This window comes from Isoptericola luteus, assembly GCF_020297055.1.
GTDB classification, from domain to species: Bacteria; Actinomycetota; Actinomycetes; order Actinomycetales; family Cellulomonadaceae; genus Isoptericola; species Isoptericola luteus.
The window spans coordinates 33,412-49,711 of the sequence record NZ_JAIXCQ010000013.1; the positions used below are offsets into that span (position 1 = coordinate 33,412).

Consider the following 16,300-nt stretch of genomic DNA (forward strand, 5'->3'; position numbering starts at 1 on the left):
CGGTGGCGGACGTGGCGGGGGTGGACGTGGCGGGGGAGGGCGACGCCGTCCTGCGCGCGGTGCACGGCGTGCTCCTGCCCGGGTTCACCGGGACCCGGGTGCCGGCCTGGCTGGAGCACGCGGCGCGGACCGGGCTGGCCGGCGTCGTGCTGTTCGCGCACAACACCCCGGACCTGCCGACGACGGTCGCCCTCACGCGGCGCCTGCACGAGCTGTCGCCCGACCTGGTGGTCGCGACCGACGAGGAGGGCGGCGACGTGTCGCGGCTCGAGGTGGCCGAGGGGTCGTCGTTGCCGGGAGCGGCAGCCCTCGGGGTCCTCGACGACGAGCGGGCCACCCACGACGTCGGCGAAGCGCTGGGGCGGCTGCTCGCGTCGGCCGGCGTCGACCTCGACCTGGCGCCCGTGCTCGACGTCAACCACCCCGACAACCCGGTGATCGGCGTGCGGGCCTTCGGGGACTCGCCGTGGCTGGTGGCCCGGCACGGCGTCGCCCTCGCGCGCGGGCTGCACCGCGGGGGCGTCGCGGCGTGCGCGAAGCACTTCCCCGGCCACGGATCCACGACGACGGACTCCCACCTGACGCTTCCCGTGGTGTCCGACGACCTGGAGGTGCTGGAGCGGCGCGACCTGGCGCCGTTCGTCGCCGCGCTCGCCGCCGACGCGGACGGCGGGCCCGGCCTGGACGCGCTGATGACGGCGCACGTCGTCGTCGAGGCCCTCGGCCCGGCGCCGGCGTCGCTCGAGCCCGCCGTCGTCGCGCTGGCGCGGGAGCGGGGCTTCACCGGCCCGGTCGTCACCGACGCCCTGGACATGCGGGCGGTGTCCGACGGCGCGGACGTGGGCGAGGTCGCGGTGCGCGCGGTCGAGGCGGGGGCGGACCTGCTGTGCCTCGGCACGACGCGGGGCCGCGACGACGAGGCCCTGTTCCGGACCGCCGTGGACGCGCTCGTCGCGGCCGTGGCCGCCGGGAGGGTCACGACCGACCGGCTCGAGGCGTCCGCCGCGCGGACGGCGGCGCTGCGGGAACGGGTGCGCACCCGGCGCGAGGACGCCGGCGTGGTCCCGGGGGAGCAGGCGGCCCAGCGGGCCCGCGCGGCGCTCGCGGACGTCGGGGAGCGGGTCGCCCGCGAGGCGGTCCGCGGGTCCGGGCCCGCGTGGCCCCCGCTCGGCGACGGCGCCCGGCCCGAGGTGGTCGACCTGCGCGTGCGTCTCGACCACGCGGCGGGCCGCACGGCACTGCACGTGCAGCACGCCCTGACCGGGCGCTGGCCGGGGACGGTCGTGCACCCGCCGCTCGGCGACGACGCGTTCGCCGAGCTCCTCGCCGCGCTCGAGCCGTCCGGCCGCCCTGCCGGCGACGAGCCGGTGCGCCCGCTGGTCGTCGTGACGCGCGAGCCTGTGCCGGGCTCGGAGGAACGGGCCCGGCTCACCGACCTCCGCGCCGTCCGGCCGGACCTCGTCGTCGTGCACACGGGTGTCCCGACGGCGGGCCGCCGGTGGTTCACGACCCTCGGGGGCGCTCCGCCAGCCGTCGTGCTCGCGTGCGGCACCGGGCGGGCGAACGCCCGGGCCGCCGTCGAGCTGCTCGCGGCCGGGTGGGACGCGCACGACCTCGATCCGTCGGCCTCCCCGCCTGCGGGGGACGACCGAGGAACGGACCAGGCCGACACGACACCGAAGGGGGCGGGGCGATGAGTCGCACGCCTGACACCACCACCGACGCGGACGGGCGCCCGCCCGGGAGCGAGGCCGCACGCGACGCCTCGCCCCGGCCGGCGGGCGAGCCGGACCTGTTGTCCGTGGTGCGCCTCGCCTCGCCGACGGAGGAACGCAACCCCCGCACGACCGACATCGACCTGCTGTCCACCGCCGACCTCGTGCGCGTCATCCTCGACGAGGACGCGGGCGTGGCGAGCGTCGTGCGCGCGGAGCGGTTCCGCGTGACGCAGATGGTGGACCTCGCCGTCACGGCGATCCGCGCCGGGGGCCGGGTGCACTACGCCGGGGCAGGGACGTCGGGACGGCTCGGGGTGCTCGACGCCGTGGAGCTCGCACCCACGTACGGCGTGGGCGCGGAGTGGTTCGACGCGCACCTCGCCGGCGGGCCGGACGCGATGACGGTGTCCGTCGAGGGCGCGGAGGACGACGCCGAGGTGGGCCGGCGCGACCTGGACCACGTGGGGCCCCACGACCTCGTGGTGGGGCTGGCCGCGAGCGGACGCACGCCGTACGTGGCGGGAGCGCTGGACCTGGCGCGCGAGCGCGGTGCCAGGACCGCGCTCGTCAGCGCGAACCCCGGGGCGCCCCTCGCGGTGGGGGTCGACGTGGCGATCCTGCTCGACACCGGCCCCGAAGCCGTGACCGGGTCCACGCGGATGAAGGCCGCCAGCGCGCAGAAGATCGTGCTCAACACGTTCTCCACCGCGACGATGGTCCGCCTCGGCAAGACCTACTCGAACCTCATGGTGGACGTCCGCGCCACCAACGCCAAGCTGCGGGCGCGGCTGGTACGCCTGCTCGCGCAGGCCACCGGCCTGGACCCCGAGGACTGTGCGGCCGTCCTCGCCGAGGCCGGGGGAGAGGTGCAGGTGGCCCTCGTCATGCTGCTCGCCGGCGTCGAGGGCGCCACCGCGCGCCGCGCGCTCGACGGCAGCGGAGGAGTGCGCGGTGCGCTGTCCCGGCTGGGGGGCGCCCCGCCGAAGTAGGCGCCGTGCCGAGGTGGGTTCCACGCCGAGGCGGGCACCCTGGTGACGTCAGGCGCGACGGCGCGGGCTACCGCGTGACGGGGCGCTCGCCGAAGACGGCGGTACCGACCCGGACGACGGTCGCGCCCTCCGCGACGGCGAGCTCCAGATCACCGGTCATGCCCATGGACAGCTCCCGGGCCGCCGCCGTCCCCGGTGCGCCGCTCGAGCCGACCTCGTCGCGGACCCGGCGCAGCCGGGCGAAGCCCGCCCGTACGGCGGCCTCGTCGTCGGACCGCAGGCCGATGGTCATGAAGCCGACCAGGCGCAGGCCCGGCAGCGCGGCGACGTCGGTCGCGAGGGCGACCGCCTCGTCGGGGGCGACGCCGGACTTGCTCTCCTCGCCCGAGACGTTGACCTGCACCATGACGTCGAGGGTGCGCCCGTCACGCACGCACCGGCCCGACAGCGCCTCGGCGAGCGCCAGGGTGTCGACGGTCTGCACGCCCGTGGCCGACGCCAGCACCTGGTTGACCTTGTTGCGCTGCAGGTGGCCGATCATGTGCGCCTCGAGACGCCCCGCGGCCACGAGCCCGGCCAGCGCGGGCGCCTTCGCGACCAGCTCCTGCACCCGGTTCTCGCCGACGAGGACGGGCCGGTCGTCACCGGCCTCGGCCGCGAGCTCCAGGGCGGCGGTCACGGCCTCGACGACCGTGCCGGGATCCTGCGTCTTGGTGGCCAGCAGCACCCGCACCTCGCGCGGGTCGCGACCGGCCGCGCGGGCGGCGTCGGCCACCCGCGCACGGATGGCGGCCAGGCGTGCAGGGATCCCCGGAGGTGCGGTGGGCATGACGCCAGTCTACGAAGCGGCAGGGCGACTCGGGGGCGTCTCAGGGGGATCCCGGGTGGTGGCGCCGCTCCCGCGCGCGGGACAATGCCCGCATGAAGGCGCTGCTCAACATCATCTGGCTCGTGTTCGGCGGGTTCTGGCTCGCGCTCGGCTACGCCGCGGCGGGCATCCTGTGCTGCATCACGATCGTGGCCATCCCGTGGGGCATCGCGTCGTTCCGGATCGCCGGGTACGCGCTGTGGCCGTTCGGCCGCACCGTCGTCGACAAGCCCGGAGCCGGCGGCTGGTCCGTGCTCGGCAACATCATCTGGATCATCTTCGCGGGCATCTGGCTCACCGTCGGGCACATCACCACCGCCGTCGCGCAGGCCGTCACGATCATCGGCATCCCGCTCGCCATCGCGAACCTCAAGATGATCCCGGTCTCGCTGCTCCCGCTGGGCAAGGACATCGTGCCGAGCGACGCCCGGTTCCCGACGTACCAGCACGCCCCGGCGCAGCCGCCGCGCTGACCGTGACGCCCGCCACGTCCGGGCGTCAGGACTGCGCGATCGGGCGTCAGGTCCGCGCGATCGGCGCCAGGACGCCGTCCGTGAGCCGCAGCAGGTCCGCCGGCGCCAGCGAGACGTCCAGCCCGCGCCGTCCGCCGGACACGTAGACCCGCTCGCGGGACCCGGCCGCCTCGTCCAGCACCGTGGGGTGACGCTGCTTCTGCCCGAGCGGCGAGATCCCGCCCACCACGTAGCCGGTGGCGCGCTGGGCCGCGGCGGGCGCCGCCATCGTCGCGCGCTTGCCGCCGACCGCCCTGGCCAGCGCCTTGAGGTCGAGGGAGGCGTCGACCGGCACGATGCCGACGACGAGCCGCCCGTCGACGTCCGCCACGAGCGTCTTGAGCACCGCGGCGGGGTCGGCGCCGAGAGCGGCCGCGGCCTCGAGGCCATAGCTGAGCGGTGAGGCCGGGTCGTGCTCGTACGCGTGCGGCGTGTACGCCACGCCCGCGCGCTCCAGGGCCAGCACCGCGGGCGTACCGTGCGTCGTCTGCTTCGCCTTCTTGGCCACGGCGCCGATTCTGCCGTGCGCGGGCCCGCGACGCCGCACCGCGTACTGTGGCCCGGTGCTCGCCCTCCTCGTCCTCGCGATCCTCGTCGGCGGAGCGCTCCAGCGGGTCACGGGGATGGGCTTCGGACTCGTCGCCGGGCCGTTCATCGTGCTCCTCGTGGGGCCGCTCGATGGGGTGCTCTTCGTCAACCTCGCGGGGGCGATCGCCTCGCTGCTCATCCTGGGCCGCGTGGTGCGCGACGTCGAGTGGCGCACGTACGCCTGGCTCGCCGCCACGTCGGTGCTGGTGACCGTGCCGGCAGCGCTGCTCCTGCGCGAGGCGAGCGCCGCGGCGCTCGAGATCACCGTGGGCGCCGTCGTCGTCGTGGCGATGACGCTCGCCGTGGTCACGAACCGGCTGCGGACCGAGGGGCGGCACCCCCTGCGGCGCGACGCCCGGTGGCCGCTGGTGCTCACCGGCACGGCGAGCGGGTTCGGCAGCGTCGCGGCCGGCATCGGCGGGCCGCCGGTCGCGATCTACTCCGTGCTGAGCGGGTGGGACCCGCGCCGGTTCGCCGCGACGGCGCAGCCGTACTTCGCGACGAACGCCGTCGCAGCGATCGTGTCCAAGGTCGTGTTCGCCGACGCGACGTTCCCGGCGTTCGACTGGTGGCAGTGGGTCGTCGTGCTCGGCGCCGTCGTGGGCGGCCTCGTCATCGGCGACGTGCTGGCGCCCCGCGTGTCCACGACCGCGATGCGTCGCGGGCTCATCGTGCTCGCGTACCTCGGTGGTGCCGCGACGCTCGTGCGGGGCCTGCTGCACCTCGGCTGAGCGGCGGCAGCCCGGCCGGACGTCAGACCGGCCGGTCGCCCTGCTCCCCGGGTCGTGACGCGTCCGGCGGCCCGTCGGCGCGGTGCTCGGGAGCGTGACCGGGCGGACGCCCCTGCTCCGGCGCGCGACCCTGGTCCGGGTCCAGCTCGTCGGCGCGTCGCAGGCGCTCGTCGACCTCGGCCCTGCGCTCGCCGAGGCTCGCGTCCCGGCTCCGCGCCTCCTCCTGCAGGCGCGCGGCCTCGGCAGCCTTCCGGTCGGCCTCCGCCTGCGACAGCCGGGCCTCCGCGTCGAGCTTCGCGGTGGCGGCCTCGCGCTCCTGCACGGCGATGCGGTCGTGCGCCGCCTGCTGGCGCAGCTCGGCGGCCTCGTCGCGACGCTCGTCGCGACGCCGCTCCTGGGCGGCCCGCGACCGACGTGCCAGCGCCATGGCGATCAGCACGATCAGCAGCACGACGACGACGGCGACGACGATCCAGACGATGGTCGTGGTGTCCATGGCGGACTCCTGACGTCGGGGACGCCCGGGTGGCGCCCTGTGTCGATCACAGGGCTCCTCGGCGTTGCTTGCAACCGGTGCCACGTGCGACGTCGCGCGACCGGGGGCGACGCGTGCGACCGGCTCAGAACTGCCCGACGTCCACGACGGTGAGGACGACCGCGCCGGCCTCGTCGCTCGCCGCCAGGTCGACGACACCGGTGATGGCCCAGTCGCCGTCGCCGTCGGCGTCGTCGAGCACCTGCCGCACCCACCACGTGCCGGGCTGGACGACGCCGTGCTCGCCCTCCCCGCCGACGCCCCGCGTCGTCGCGCCACCGGGCAGCTCGGCCCCCGGCTCGAGGATCGTGAGCAGGGCCGTGGAGCGAGCCTGCGGCCCGATGCCGATCGCCTCGTCGCCCTGGGCCTCGAACAGCGGGTCGAGGGCCTCGGCCCAGGCGTCGCCGTCCCAGCCCCCCGTGCCGTCCAGGGCGCCCAGCCCGGCGTAGCTCTCGCGGGCCGCGAGCTCCACCCGGCGGAACATGGCGTTGCGCACCAGGCGGCGGAACGCGCGCGGGTTGCCGGTCACCGGGCGCGCCGGCGCCTCCGCCCCCGCCTCGGCCAGCTCGCCCTCGACGACCAGGTCGGCGTCGTCGTCCACCGGGTTCTGCAGGCGCTCCCACTCGTCGAGCAGGGAGGAGTCGACACCGCGCACCAGCTCGCCGAGCCACTCGACGATCTCCGCGACCTCCTCGGTGCGGTGCTCGTCGGGCACCACCTGGCGCACCGCCCGGTAGGCGTCGGCGAGGTAGCGCAGCACCACGCCCTCCGTGCGCTCGAGGCCGTAGACGGAGACGAGCTCGGCGAACGTCATCGCCTGCTCGAGCATGTCGCGCACCACGGACTTGGGCGCCGGCTGGGCGTCGGCCACCCACGGGTTGGACTTCTTGTACAGCTCGAACGCAGGCTCGAGCAGGTCGGCCAGCGGGCGCGGCCAGGTGACCTCCTCGAGCGCCTCCATGCGCTCCTCGTACTCCATGCCCTCGGCCTTCATCGCGGCGACGGCCTCGCCCTTCGCCTTGTTCTGCTGGCCGTAGAGGATCTGGCGCGGGTCGTCGAGCGTCGCCTCGATGACGGACACGACGTCGAGGGCGTGCGCCGGGGACTCGACGTCCAGCAGGTCCATGGCCGCGAGCGCGAACGGGGACAGCGGCGCGTTGAGCGCGAAGTCGCGGGGCAGGTCGACGACCAGCCGGACGCTCGGCCGGTACCCGGTGGGCCGGGCCGCGTCCGGGACGCGGATCTTCTCGACGACGCCCGCCAGCCGCAGCGAGCGGTAGATGCGGAACGCCTGGCGCACGTGCTTGGCCTGCTGCGCCTCGGTGTCGTGGTTCGCGCTGAGCAGGTGCCGCATCGCGTCGACCGGGTCGGCGTGCTCGCCGTCGTCCCGGGTGCGCGCCAGCACGTTGAGGACCATCGCGTGGTTGACGCGGAACTGGCTGGACAGCGGCTCCGGGTCGGCGTCGCGCAACCGCTCGTAGGTCGAGTCCGTCCAGTTCACGGAGCCCGACGGGGCCTTCTTGCGGACGATCTTCTTGAGCTTCTTCGGGTCGTCGCCCGCCTTGGCGAGCATCTTGCGGTTCTCGATGACGTGGTCCGGCGCCATCACGAGCACCTCGCCGATCGTGTCGAACCCGGCGCGCCCCGCGCGGCCGGAGATCTGGTGGAACTCGCGCGCCGACAGGTGGCGCATGCGCTCGCCGTCGAACTTCACCAGGGACGTCAGCAGCACGGTGCGGATGGGCACGTTGATGCCGACGCCGAGCGTGTCGGTGCCGCACACCACCTTGAGCAGGCCCTTCTGGGTGAGCCGCTCCACCAGGCGGCGGTACTTGGGCAGCATGCCCGCGTGGTGCACGCCCACCCCGGCGCGCAGGAACTTGCTCAGCGTCTTGCCGAAGCCCGTGCCGAACCGGAACGCGCCGATCTCGGCCGCGATCCGGGCCTTCTCGTCCTTGCCGGCCAGCGGCGTCGACAGCAGCGCCTGCGCCCGCTCGACGGCGTCCTTCTGCGTGAAGTGCACGACGTACACCGGGGCGCGGTGCGTGGTGACGAGCTCGGAGATCACCTCCGTCAGCGGCTCGACGACGTAGGAGAACGTCAGCGGCACGGGCCGCTCGGCCCCCGCGACCTCGGCCACGGGGCGGCCCGTGCGCTCCGCCAGGTCCTCGCGCAGCCGCGTCGTGTCACCGAGCGTGGCCGACATCAGCAGGAACTGGGTGTTGGGCATCTCCAGCAGCGGCACCTGCCAGGCCCAGCCGCGCTGCGGGTCGCCGTAGAAGTGGAACTCGTCCATGACCACCTGGGTGATCGCGTCGTCCTCGGTGCCGTCCGCGGCGGCGTCGCCGTCGGTGCCCGAGCCGCGCAGTGCCAGGTTCGCGAGGATCTCCGCCGTGCAGCAGATGATCGGGGCGTCGGCGTTGACGGCGGAGTCGCCCGTCATCATGCCTACGTTGCGCGAGCCGAACGCGGCCACGAGGTCGAAGAACTTCTCGCTGACCAGCGCCTTGAGCGGGGCCGTGTAGAACGTGCGTCCGCCCAGGCCCGAGCGCCGGGCCGCCAGCGCCGCGAACTGCGCGCCCATTGCGACCATCGACTTGCCGGAGCCGGTGGGCGTCGCCAGGACGACGTGCGAGCCCGTCATGAGCTCCAGCAGCGCCTCCTCCTGGTGGGCGTAGAGCGGTCGACCGGTCCCCGCCGCCCACTCGCCGAAGCTCTCGAACAGGACGTCGGCGTCCGGGGCGCCGCCCGTCGGAGCGGGCAGGTGCGGCAGCAGCGTGCCGGCGGGGCGGGGGGCGGGGGCGGTGTCGAGGGAGGTCATGGTGCGGCCATTGTCCCAGCCCGGCCCACGCCGTCCACGCCCTGATCGACCGTGGGGCGGAGTCAGCAGGCGCCGAGGTCCTTCCAGACGCCCCACTCGCCGCTGTTCGCCGGGTTCTCGCCCCGGGTCCACCACTTGGCCTGGTACGTCCGGCCGTCGTGCGAGACCTGGGCCCCGTTGAGGTAGACGGCGTTCGCGTCCCAGGCGGCCGCCTCGCAGTCACCGGGCGGGTCCGTCGGGTCGGGGTCCGGGTCGGGCTCGCCGGTGCCATCCACGTTCACGTCGACGCACGCGTAGAAGGCGTTGGCGGTGTCCGCGACGTTCCAGCGCGCCAGGATCGTGTGGTTCCCCGCCGGCAGGTTCTCCACCCTGTGCTCGACGACGGACCCCGGCTGGGCGCCGCCGTCGTCGAACGTGCGGTGCAGCACGCCGTCGACGAAGTACTCCCACGTGCTCGTGGCGTGCCGGGCGGTGAGCTCCCACCGGAAGGTGGTGCTGCTGCCGACCGTGGTGCGCGGCCACGGCTTCGACGTGTCGTCGAGGATCGAGAACCGGCTGCCGCCGGAGCACAGCATGGAACCCTTGGGCGCCTCGACGCTGTGCGGCTCATACTTGATCTGGCCGCAGTCGAAGGACGTCGTGCCCGTCGCGCAGTGGTCCTGGCGGCTGGGTGGCGACGTGATCCAGCCGTGTGCCGACGCGCTCGGCGCGACGACGACGGGGGCCGCGACGGTCAGGAGCCCGACCGCGGCGGCGAGCAGTGCGGAGCGAAGCTTGGTCTTCATCGACTCGTCTCCCTCGTGTTGCTCTGGGGCACCGGTGTGGTGCTTGCTTCGTCTGGCGACGGCGGGCGGCCCGCGGGAGGGTCCGCCCGCCGCGTCAGGACGAGGTCCGGGACGTCAACAGGCGCCCAGGTCCCTCCACGCTCCCCATTCGCCGGTGGTCGTGGGGTTCTCGCCCCGGGTCCACCACCTGGCCTCGTACGTGTGGCCACCGACGGTGGCCCGGTCACCGAGTACGTAGACGGCCGCCGGGTCCCAGGCTGCGACGTCGCAGTCGCCGGGCTCGACGGGCGGGTCGGTCGGGTCGACGGGCGGCTCGGTGGTGCCGCCGCCCTCGCCCACGGTCACGTCGACGCACGCGTAGAACGCGTTCACCGTGTCGGCGACGTTCCAGCGGGCGAGGATCGTGTGGTCGCCCGCCGGGAGGTTGTCGACCGTGTGCTCGACGACGGCGTCCGGCTTGGCGCCGTGGTCGTCGAACGTGCGGTGCAGCACGCCGTCGACGAAGTACTCCCACGTGCTCGTGGCGTGCTGGGCCTTGAGCTGCCAGCGCATCGTCACGCTGTTGTCGATCTGGGTGCGCGGCCAGGGCAGGGACTCGTCGTCGAGCACCGTGAAGCCGCCGCCGCCGGAGCACTGCATGGAGCCCTTCGGGGCCTCCACGCTCTGCGGCTCGTACTGCAGGCCGCCGCAGTCGAACGACACCGCCCCGGTCGAGCAGTGGTCCTGCCGGCTCGGCGGGTTGGTGACCCATCCGTGGGCGGAGGCCGTGGGTGCCACGAGGACCGGCGCGAGAAGGGCCGCGGCTCCGACGGCCGCAGCGACCAGAGTTGAACGCCATCGCATCTATTGCTCTCCCGTTCGTGAGGGAACTTGACAAACTTGACGCTAGGTCGTCGTCCGCCCCCGCACATCAGGTGAACTGCGTAACCCGGCCCTGCCGACCGGTGCCTCGGGCTAGGGGATTCCGCGTACGCGGAGAGCGCCCCGGTGCTTGCACCTTCGCCTCAGCCAGCGGTTGCGCTGCGGGCGGGTGCCTCGTGCCTCGGCCCCCACCCTGCGCTGCACCTTCGCCTCAGGCTGTGTCGTCTGTCGGCGGGGGCTGCGGTTGCGCTGCGGGCGGGTGCCTCGTGCCTCGGCCCCCACCCTGCGCTGCACCTCCGCCTCAGCCGAGGTCCCAGAGGCGGCGGTAGAACCCGATCCGCTCCGTGTCCGGCGCGATGCCGTAGGCGTCGAAGAACGCGGCCTCGTGGCCGTCCCCGTAGTTCCACCCGAGGCTGTAGCTCGCGACGGCAAGGTCGGCCCACCGGTCCGCCACGCCCAGCGCGTCGAGGTCGACGTGCGCCGTCCAGCGGCCGTCGTCGTCGAGCAGGGTGTTGGGTGCGCAGGGGTCGCCGTGGCACACGACGACGCGGTCGTCGTCGGGCACCTCGCCGACCTGCGCACGGGCGGCGGGGGACAGGCGCGCGACACGCTCGCCGACGCTCCACGAGAACGGGCACTCGCCCACCGGCAGCGACTCGTGCAGGGCGCGCAGCCCCGCCCCGAGGGCCCGGGCGGCCGTCTCGGGCCGTGCCAGCCAGTGCGGGTCGACGGCGGACCGGCCCGCGATCCCGGCGGTGACCAGCCACCGGCCGGTCGCGTCCGCGCCGCGCTCCAGCACACGCGGGACGGCGGTGTACCGGCCGGCCCACGCGAGACGGTCCGCCTCGGCATCCAGGTCCAGCTCGGGCGTGCCGGCCGCCACCCACTTGACGTAGCGCTCGCCCGACGGCCCGGTCAGGCGGAACGTCAGGCCGCCCAGCTCGTTGCGCCACACGGGGTGGACGGCGTCCCCGGCCGCCAGTGCGACGACAGGGTCCGGGACGACGACGGTGGCCTCGGGGGCGGCGGCGAGGACGCGGGGCATGGACGCATCGTCGCACCCCGCGGCCGCCGTCCGCGTCGCTCAGTCGTCCGCGTCGCTCAGTCGTCCGCGTCGCTCAGTCGTCCGCGTCGCTCAGTCGTCCGCGTCGCTCAGTCGGGCGCGCCCACGGGCTCGACGGTGGTGCGCGGCGTCGCTCGCCTGGTCGCGGCGTCGCCCTGCTGCACCACGACGACGCCGGCGAGCAGCACCGCGCCGCCCATCAGCTGGACGGGGCTCGGCAGCTCGCCGAGCAGCAGCCAGGCGAGGACCACCGCGCTCACGACCTCCACCAGCCCGACGAACGACGACGGCCGCGCCCCCAGACGTCGCCCGGCGCCGACGCCGGTGACGTAGGCGACGCCGGCCGTCACCACCCCGAGCACGGCGAGCACGGCCCACACCGGCACGACGGCGCCGGCCAGGGCGACGGGCTCGGCGGAGGCGGTGACCGGCATCAGGCCGGCCACGGCGAGCAGTCCCAGCAGCGCGGCCCCGACGACCATGCCGCCGGCCGCCAGGCTCAGCGGGGGCAGCCCCGTGTGGGCGCGGGCGTTGATGAGGAAGTAGGCGGAGACCCCGACCATCGCGCCGAGCGCCCAGGCCACGCCGACCGGGTCGAGCCGTGCACCGGTGAGGTCGAGCACGAGCACCAGGCCCACGGCGGCGAGCGTGATCCCGCCCACGGTGGCCCGCCCGGGCCGCTGGCCGTGCCGAAGCCAGAGCCACGTGACCACCGCGGCGGGGGACGAGTACTCGATGAGCAGCGCCGGGCCGACCTGCATGTGCTGCACGGCCGCGAAGTAGCAGAACTGGGTCGCGGCGACGGCCAGCGCGCCGTACGCGAGCAGGAGGCGCACGTTGCGGCGCACCGGGGACCAGTCGCCGCGCAGGGCGACGACGCCGAACGGCGCCACCACGAGCGCACCGAGCGCGACGCGCACCAGGACCACCGCGCCCGGGCTCCACCCGGTCGCGAAGAGCCCGGCCGCCAACGGTCCGGACAGGCTGAAGGTCACCGCCGACGCGACTGCCAGCGCGAGGCCGGCCCCGACGTCGGACCGCCGCGGCGCGTCATGGGCCATCATGCTCATGGGTCATGACGCTAGGGCGGTCGAGGTAACGTGTCAACATGCTTTTCGCTCATGACACCGAGCAGTCGCTCCGCGCCGCCGTCGACGTGGTCAACGCCGTCGAGCCCCCCGAGACGCTCGACACGGTCGCGGACCTGGACGCGTTCTACGCCCGGCACCGCTACACCGGCCGTCACGACGGCACCACGGCGGAGCTCGCGCAGGTCCGGGCGCTCGCCCCCCGCCTGCGCGAGCTGCTGCTCGCGGACCGCGACGACGCGGCGCCGCTCGTCAACGCGATGCTCGCCGAGGCGGAGGCCACCCCACGGCTCGTGCGCCACGGGGACGAGGACTGGCACGTGCACGCCGTCGGCGACGACGCACCGCTGGCCACCCGGATCCTCGTCGAGACGGCGATGGCGATGATCGACGTCGTGCGCGCCGACGAGCTCTCCCGCCTGTCCGGGTGCGCCGACGCGGACTGCGACGGGATCGTCCTCGACCTCTCCCGCAACCGCTCGCGGCGCTACTGCTCGACCGCGTGCACCAACCGCAACGCCCAGGCCGCGCTGCGGGCGCGCCGCGCCGGGCGGGCGGGCCGAGACCCTGCGGGCTGAGACCCTGCGGGCGGTGCCCGCCTCAGGCGGCGGGGACAGCACCCAGCAGGGCGTCGCAGACGTCGACCAGCCAGGCGCGCAGCACCTGGCCCCGCTCCGCGAAGCCCCGCTGGCGGCGCACGTACTCCGCCTTGCCCTCCGGCGTCTCGATGGCCACGGCCGCCACGCCGTAGGACGAGACGTCGTACGGCGCGGCCGCCATGTCGGTGTACCTGATGTCGCGGGCGAGCTCGAACGCGTCGAGCAGCAGGTCGCCCGGCACCGCGGGCCCCAGCTTCAAGGCCCACTTGTACAGGTCCATGCCGGCGTGCAGGCAGCCCGGCTGCTCCATCGCGGGCTGGCGCTCGCGGGTGGGCCGGAGCTGGTTGCGCTCACGGGCCTCGGGCGTGAAGAACCGGAACGCGTCGAAGTGCGAGCAGCCCACCCGGTGCGACTCGACGACGGCGTCCGTCCCCTCGTGCCCCAGCCGCAGGGGGAGCGGGTGGCGCTGGTCGCGCCCGGCCGCGCGGTCGCGGTAGACCATCGCCCACTCGTGCAGTCCGAAGCACCCGAACGTGCCGGGGCGCCCGGCCGTGGCGGCCACGAGCCCCCGCACGAAGCGGACGGTGTCGCCGCGGTCGGCCAGGAACGCCGCGGTGTCGAGCGCGGCGCCCGTGCCGCCGTCCGGCAGGGCCACGTCGCGGTACCAGCGCCGTCCGGCGTGCTCGGCGGCGCCCACCAGGACGACGCCGGGACCGGGGTGCCAGCGCCGCAGGTGGCTCACCCGCGTCGGGTAGTAGGTGAACAGGAAGTCCTCGACGGCGTGCTTGTCGCCACGGTCGCGGGCCGCGCGCCAGACGGCGGTGAGGGCGTCTGCGCGCTCCGCGTGCGCGTCGGCGCGGGGTTCCCACGCGTCGCGGGGCAGCACGACGGCCGGCGCCCCGGAGGGCGTCTGAAGGTCGTCGAGGGTCGTGGCGCGCACCCCACCAGCGTACGAGCGGGGCGCCCGGCGGCCGCGCGGCCCGGGCAGCACTAGCGTGTGAGACGTGCCGCACCTCCGCCCCTTCCGCCAGGTCGACGTCTTCGCCTCCGGGCCCCTCACGGGCAACCCGCTGGCGGTGGTGCACGACGCCGACGACCTCACCGACGACCAGATGGCGGCGTTCGCGCGCTGGACGAACCTCTCGGAGACGACGTTCCTGCTGGCACCCACGGACCCCGCGGCGGACTACCGCGTGCGCATCTGGACGCCGAGCGGCGAGCTGCCGTTCGCGGGGCACCCCACGCTGGGGTCCGCGCACGCGTGGCTCGAGGCGGGCGGCGTGCCGCAGAGCGCCGACGGGGAGGGCGACGTGCTGCAGGAGTGCGGCGTCGGCCTCGTGAGCGTGCGCCGCGAGGACGGCGGCCGGCTCGCCTTCGCGGCGCCGCCGCTGATCCGGTCCGGCTCGGTCGGGCCCGAGGATCTGGCGCGCGTCGCCCGGGCGCTGCGGCTGACGGCAGCCGACGTCGTCGACGCGGCGTGGATCGACAACGGTCCGGGCTGGGTCGGGGCGCGCCTGCGGGACGCCGCCGCCGTGCTCGCCGTCCGCCCCGACCCGGACGCGCTCGGGGACCTCAAGCTCGGCGTCGTCGGGCCCACGGCGCCGGGCGAGGACGCCGCCGTCGAGGTGCGCGCGTTCTTCGGCGAGCGTGGCGCCGTCGTCGAGGACCCGGTGACCGGCAGCCTCAACGCCGGGCTCGGCCAGTGGCTCGCCGGGTCCGTCCTACCCACGTCGTACGTCGCCTCGCAGGGCACCGCGCTGGGCCGGCGTGGCCGCGTCCACGTGCGTCGTGACGCCGACGGCGAGGTGTGGGTGGGCGGCGCCGCGGTGACGACGATCCAGGGCACCGTCGCTCTCTAGGTGCGTGAGCCCCGGGACGGCGTGACACGTCGTGCGGCGCCGTCGGCCGTCCACGCCAGCAGCCGTTCCAGCGGCCCGCGGCCCACGAGGAACCGCCACGCGGTCGCGGCGACGAGCGTGACCACCACCATCAGGGCCAGCGGCCCGTTCGTCGCGGACCCCACCAAATCCCAGCGCCAGATCGCCACGATCTGCAGGGAGTAGACGGTCAGCGCCATGGACCCGGCGGCGGCCAGCGGCGCGAGCACCCACCGGCCCACCGCGCCCGCGTACAGGCACAGGCCCAGCACGGCGACGGCGAACCCGCCCGACGCGACCGCCTCGAACGTCGTGTCGTGGTGCGGGCCGGAGAGCAGCAGGTACGACGACGTCGGCCAGGCGTCCGACCAGGCGTACGGCTCCGGGACGAGGGCGCTGGAGGTCATCGTGACCCGGTCCTCGATCGCCGTCACCCCGCCGGCGCGAGCGACGAGCCACTCGGACAGGACCCCACCGACGGCGGTCGCCGTCAGCCCGCCGAGCACCAGGCCCTTGCGCAGCCCGCGCGAGCCCAGGCCGCACCGGCCGATCGCCATCCCCGCCAGCACGTACGCCATCCAGACCACGGCCGGGTAGTGGCCGGTGAGCAGGAAGTCGGTGGCCGCGCCCGACCCGTCGTGGGGCAGCCGCAGGCCCGCGCGGGCGAGCACCTCCGGACCCCAGTGCGCGAGCACCGGGCCGACGGCCGCGACCACGACGGCGAGGGCGGCCAGCCGTGGCGGCCGCCAGCGCAGGAACGGCAGTGCCAGCACGAAGTAGGCGGCGTAGAAGCCGAGGATCAGGGCCACCCGGGTCCCGAGCAGGTCGAGCAGCGCGACCAGCGCCATCAGCAGCACGGCCCGCACGAGCAGTCGCGTCCGCGCGCGGACGAGGGCCGCGCCGTCGAGCGGGCGCTCCCCGCCGCTGACGATGGCGATCGACACCCCTGCCACCAGCGCGAAGAGGATCGACGACCGGCCGTGCGCGAGGGACAACCACCCCTCCAGCGTGCCGGGGTCGCCCGAGGTGACCCCGACGTGCGCCGTGAACATGCCGAGCACCGCGATGCCGCGCGCCACGTCGACGCCCGGCACGCGGCCGGGCCCGCCGGTCAGCCGGTCGACGTGGCGCCGTACCCACCCGCCGTCCGCGGCCGGTGCGGTGGCGCGGCCCGCAGGCTCGCTGGCAGCGGTGGCGGCACCCATGGCGCCGATGATGCCACCGGCACGGCGCCCCACGGGTGAGGCTCGGCGTCCCGCACCGTG

At 75.3% G+C, this 16,300-nt stretch carries 16 protein-coding genes; 6 read left to right on the forward strand and 10 right to left on the reverse strand.

The window, feature by feature from the left end:
- Positions 1-11: 11 nt before the first annotated feature.
- Entirely contained in the window at positions 12-1,697 is a 1,686-nt protein-coding gene (locus LEP48_RS15795) for a glycoside hydrolase family 3 N-terminal domain-containing protein (RefSeq protein ID WP_225566539.1), read from the forward strand.
- Positions 1,694-2,707 (forward strand): N-acetylmuramic acid 6-phosphate etherase, encoded by a 1,014-nt coding sequence (locus LEP48_RS15800; protein ID WP_225566540.1) that lies wholly within the window; start codon positions 1,694-1,696, stop codon positions 2,705-2,707. The genes LEP48_RS15795 and LEP48_RS15800 overlap by 4 nt, the downstream gene beginning before the upstream one ends.
- A 67-nt stretch (positions 2,708-2,774) precedes the next feature.
- Here the strand turns inward: LEP48_RS15800 and LEP48_RS15805 are convergent, their stop codons facing one another.
- Positions 2,775-3,536 carry a YggS family pyridoxal phosphate-dependent enzyme gene (locus tag LEP48_RS15805; protein WP_225566541.1) on the reverse strand — a complete coding sequence of 254 codons (762 nt, stop codon included), beginning with the start codon at positions 3,534-3,536 and terminating at the stop codon, positions 2,775-2,777.
- Between the two features lie 92 nt (positions 3,537-3,628).
- On the opposite strand from LEP48_RS15805, the gene LEP48_RS15810 reads away from it, so the two are divergent.
- A complete protein-coding gene (locus tag LEP48_RS15810; protein ID WP_225566542.1) occupies positions 3,629-4,048 on the forward strand; it encodes a YccF domain-containing protein in 420 nt (139 codons plus the stop codon).
- A gap of 46 nt (positions 4,049-4,094) precedes the next feature.
- Here the strand turns inward: LEP48_RS15810 and ybaK are convergent, their stop codons facing one another.
- On the reverse strand, positions 4,095-4,595 hold the full coding sequence (gene ybaK / locus LEP48_RS15815) for a Cys-tRNA(Pro) deacylase (protein WP_225566543.1): 501 nt from the start codon (positions 4,593-4,595) through the stop codon (positions 4,095-4,097).
- A 55-nt stretch (positions 4,596-4,650) separates the two neighbouring features.
- Between ybaK and LEP48_RS15820 the strand changes: the two genes are divergently transcribed.
- Positions 4,651-5,406 (forward strand): sulfite exporter TauE/SafE family protein, encoded by a 756-nt coding sequence (locus tag LEP48_RS15820; protein WP_225566544.1) that lies wholly within the window; start codon positions 4,651-4,653, stop codon positions 5,404-5,406.
- A 22-nt stretch (positions 5,407-5,428) separates the two neighbouring features.
- Here the strand turns inward: LEP48_RS15820 and LEP48_RS15825 are convergent, their stop codons facing one another.
- From LEP48_RS15825 to LEP48_RS15850, 6 genes are all read right to left on the reverse strand, one after another.
- Positions 5,429-5,902, reverse strand: coding sequence for a hypothetical protein (locus LEP48_RS15825; RefSeq protein ID WP_225566545.1), 474 nt, complete (start codon positions 5,900-5,902; stop codon positions 5,429-5,431).
- A 124-nt stretch (positions 5,903-6,026) separates the two neighbouring features.
- Entirely contained in the window at positions 6,027-8,762 is a 2,736-nt protein-coding gene (locus LEP48_RS15830; RefSeq protein ID WP_225566546.1) for a DEAD/DEAH box helicase, read from the reverse strand.
- Between the two features lie 62 nt (positions 8,763-8,824).
- Positions 8,825-9,547, reverse strand: a complete 723-nt coding sequence (locus LEP48_RS15835) for a lytic polysaccharide monooxygenase (RefSeq protein ID WP_225566547.1) — start codon at positions 9,545-9,547, stop codon at positions 8,825-8,827.
- Between the two features lie 114 nt (positions 9,548-9,661).
- Positions 9,662-10,390: a lytic polysaccharide monooxygenase gene (locus tag LEP48_RS15840; protein WP_225566548.1), complete on the reverse strand. Its 729-nt coding sequence runs from the start codon at positions 10,388-10,390 to the stop codon at positions 9,662-9,664.
- 319 nt (positions 10,391-10,709) lie between these two features.
- Complete coding sequence (locus LEP48_RS15845) at positions 10,710-11,453, reverse strand: aminoglycoside 3'-phosphotransferase (RefSeq protein ID WP_225566549.1); 744 nt, start codon at positions 11,451-11,453, stop codon at positions 10,710-10,712.
- Between the two features lie 107 nt (positions 11,454-11,560).
- Positions 11,561-12,541 carry an EamA family transporter gene (locus tag LEP48_RS15850; RefSeq protein ID WP_225566550.1) on the reverse strand — a complete coding sequence of 327 codons (981 nt, stop codon included), beginning with the start codon at positions 12,539-12,541 and terminating at the stop codon, positions 11,561-11,563.
- A gap of 38 nt (positions 12,542-12,579) precedes the next feature.
- Between LEP48_RS15850 and LEP48_RS15855 the strand changes: the two genes are divergently transcribed.
- Entirely contained in the window at positions 12,580-13,137 is a 558-nt protein-coding gene (locus LEP48_RS15855) for a CGNR zinc finger domain-containing protein (protein ID WP_225566551.1), read from the forward strand.
- A gap of 22 nt (positions 13,138-13,159) precedes the next feature.
- Here LEP48_RS15855 and LEP48_RS15860 read toward each other — a convergent pair whose 3' ends face one another.
- Entirely contained in the window at positions 13,160-14,098 is a 939-nt protein-coding gene (locus tag LEP48_RS15860; protein WP_422723848.1) for a 3-methyladenine DNA glycosylase, read from the reverse strand.
- 64 nt (positions 14,099-14,162) lie between these two features.
- Here LEP48_RS15860 and LEP48_RS15865 point away from each other — a divergent pair, with 64 nt between their 5' ends.
- On the forward strand, positions 14,163-15,017 hold the full coding sequence (locus LEP48_RS15865; RefSeq protein ID WP_225566552.1) for a PhzF family phenazine biosynthesis protein: 855 nt from the start codon (positions 14,163-14,165) through the stop codon (positions 15,015-15,017).
- Here LEP48_RS15865 and LEP48_RS15870 read toward each other — a convergent pair.
- Positions 15,014-16,240, reverse strand: coding sequence for a heparan-alpha-glucosaminide N-acetyltransferase domain-containing protein (locus tag LEP48_RS15870; RefSeq protein WP_225566553.1), 1,227 nt, complete (start codon positions 16,238-16,240; stop codon positions 15,014-15,016). The genes LEP48_RS15865 and LEP48_RS15870 overlap by 4 nt on opposite strands.
- Positions 16,241-16,300 lie beyond the last annotated feature (60 nt).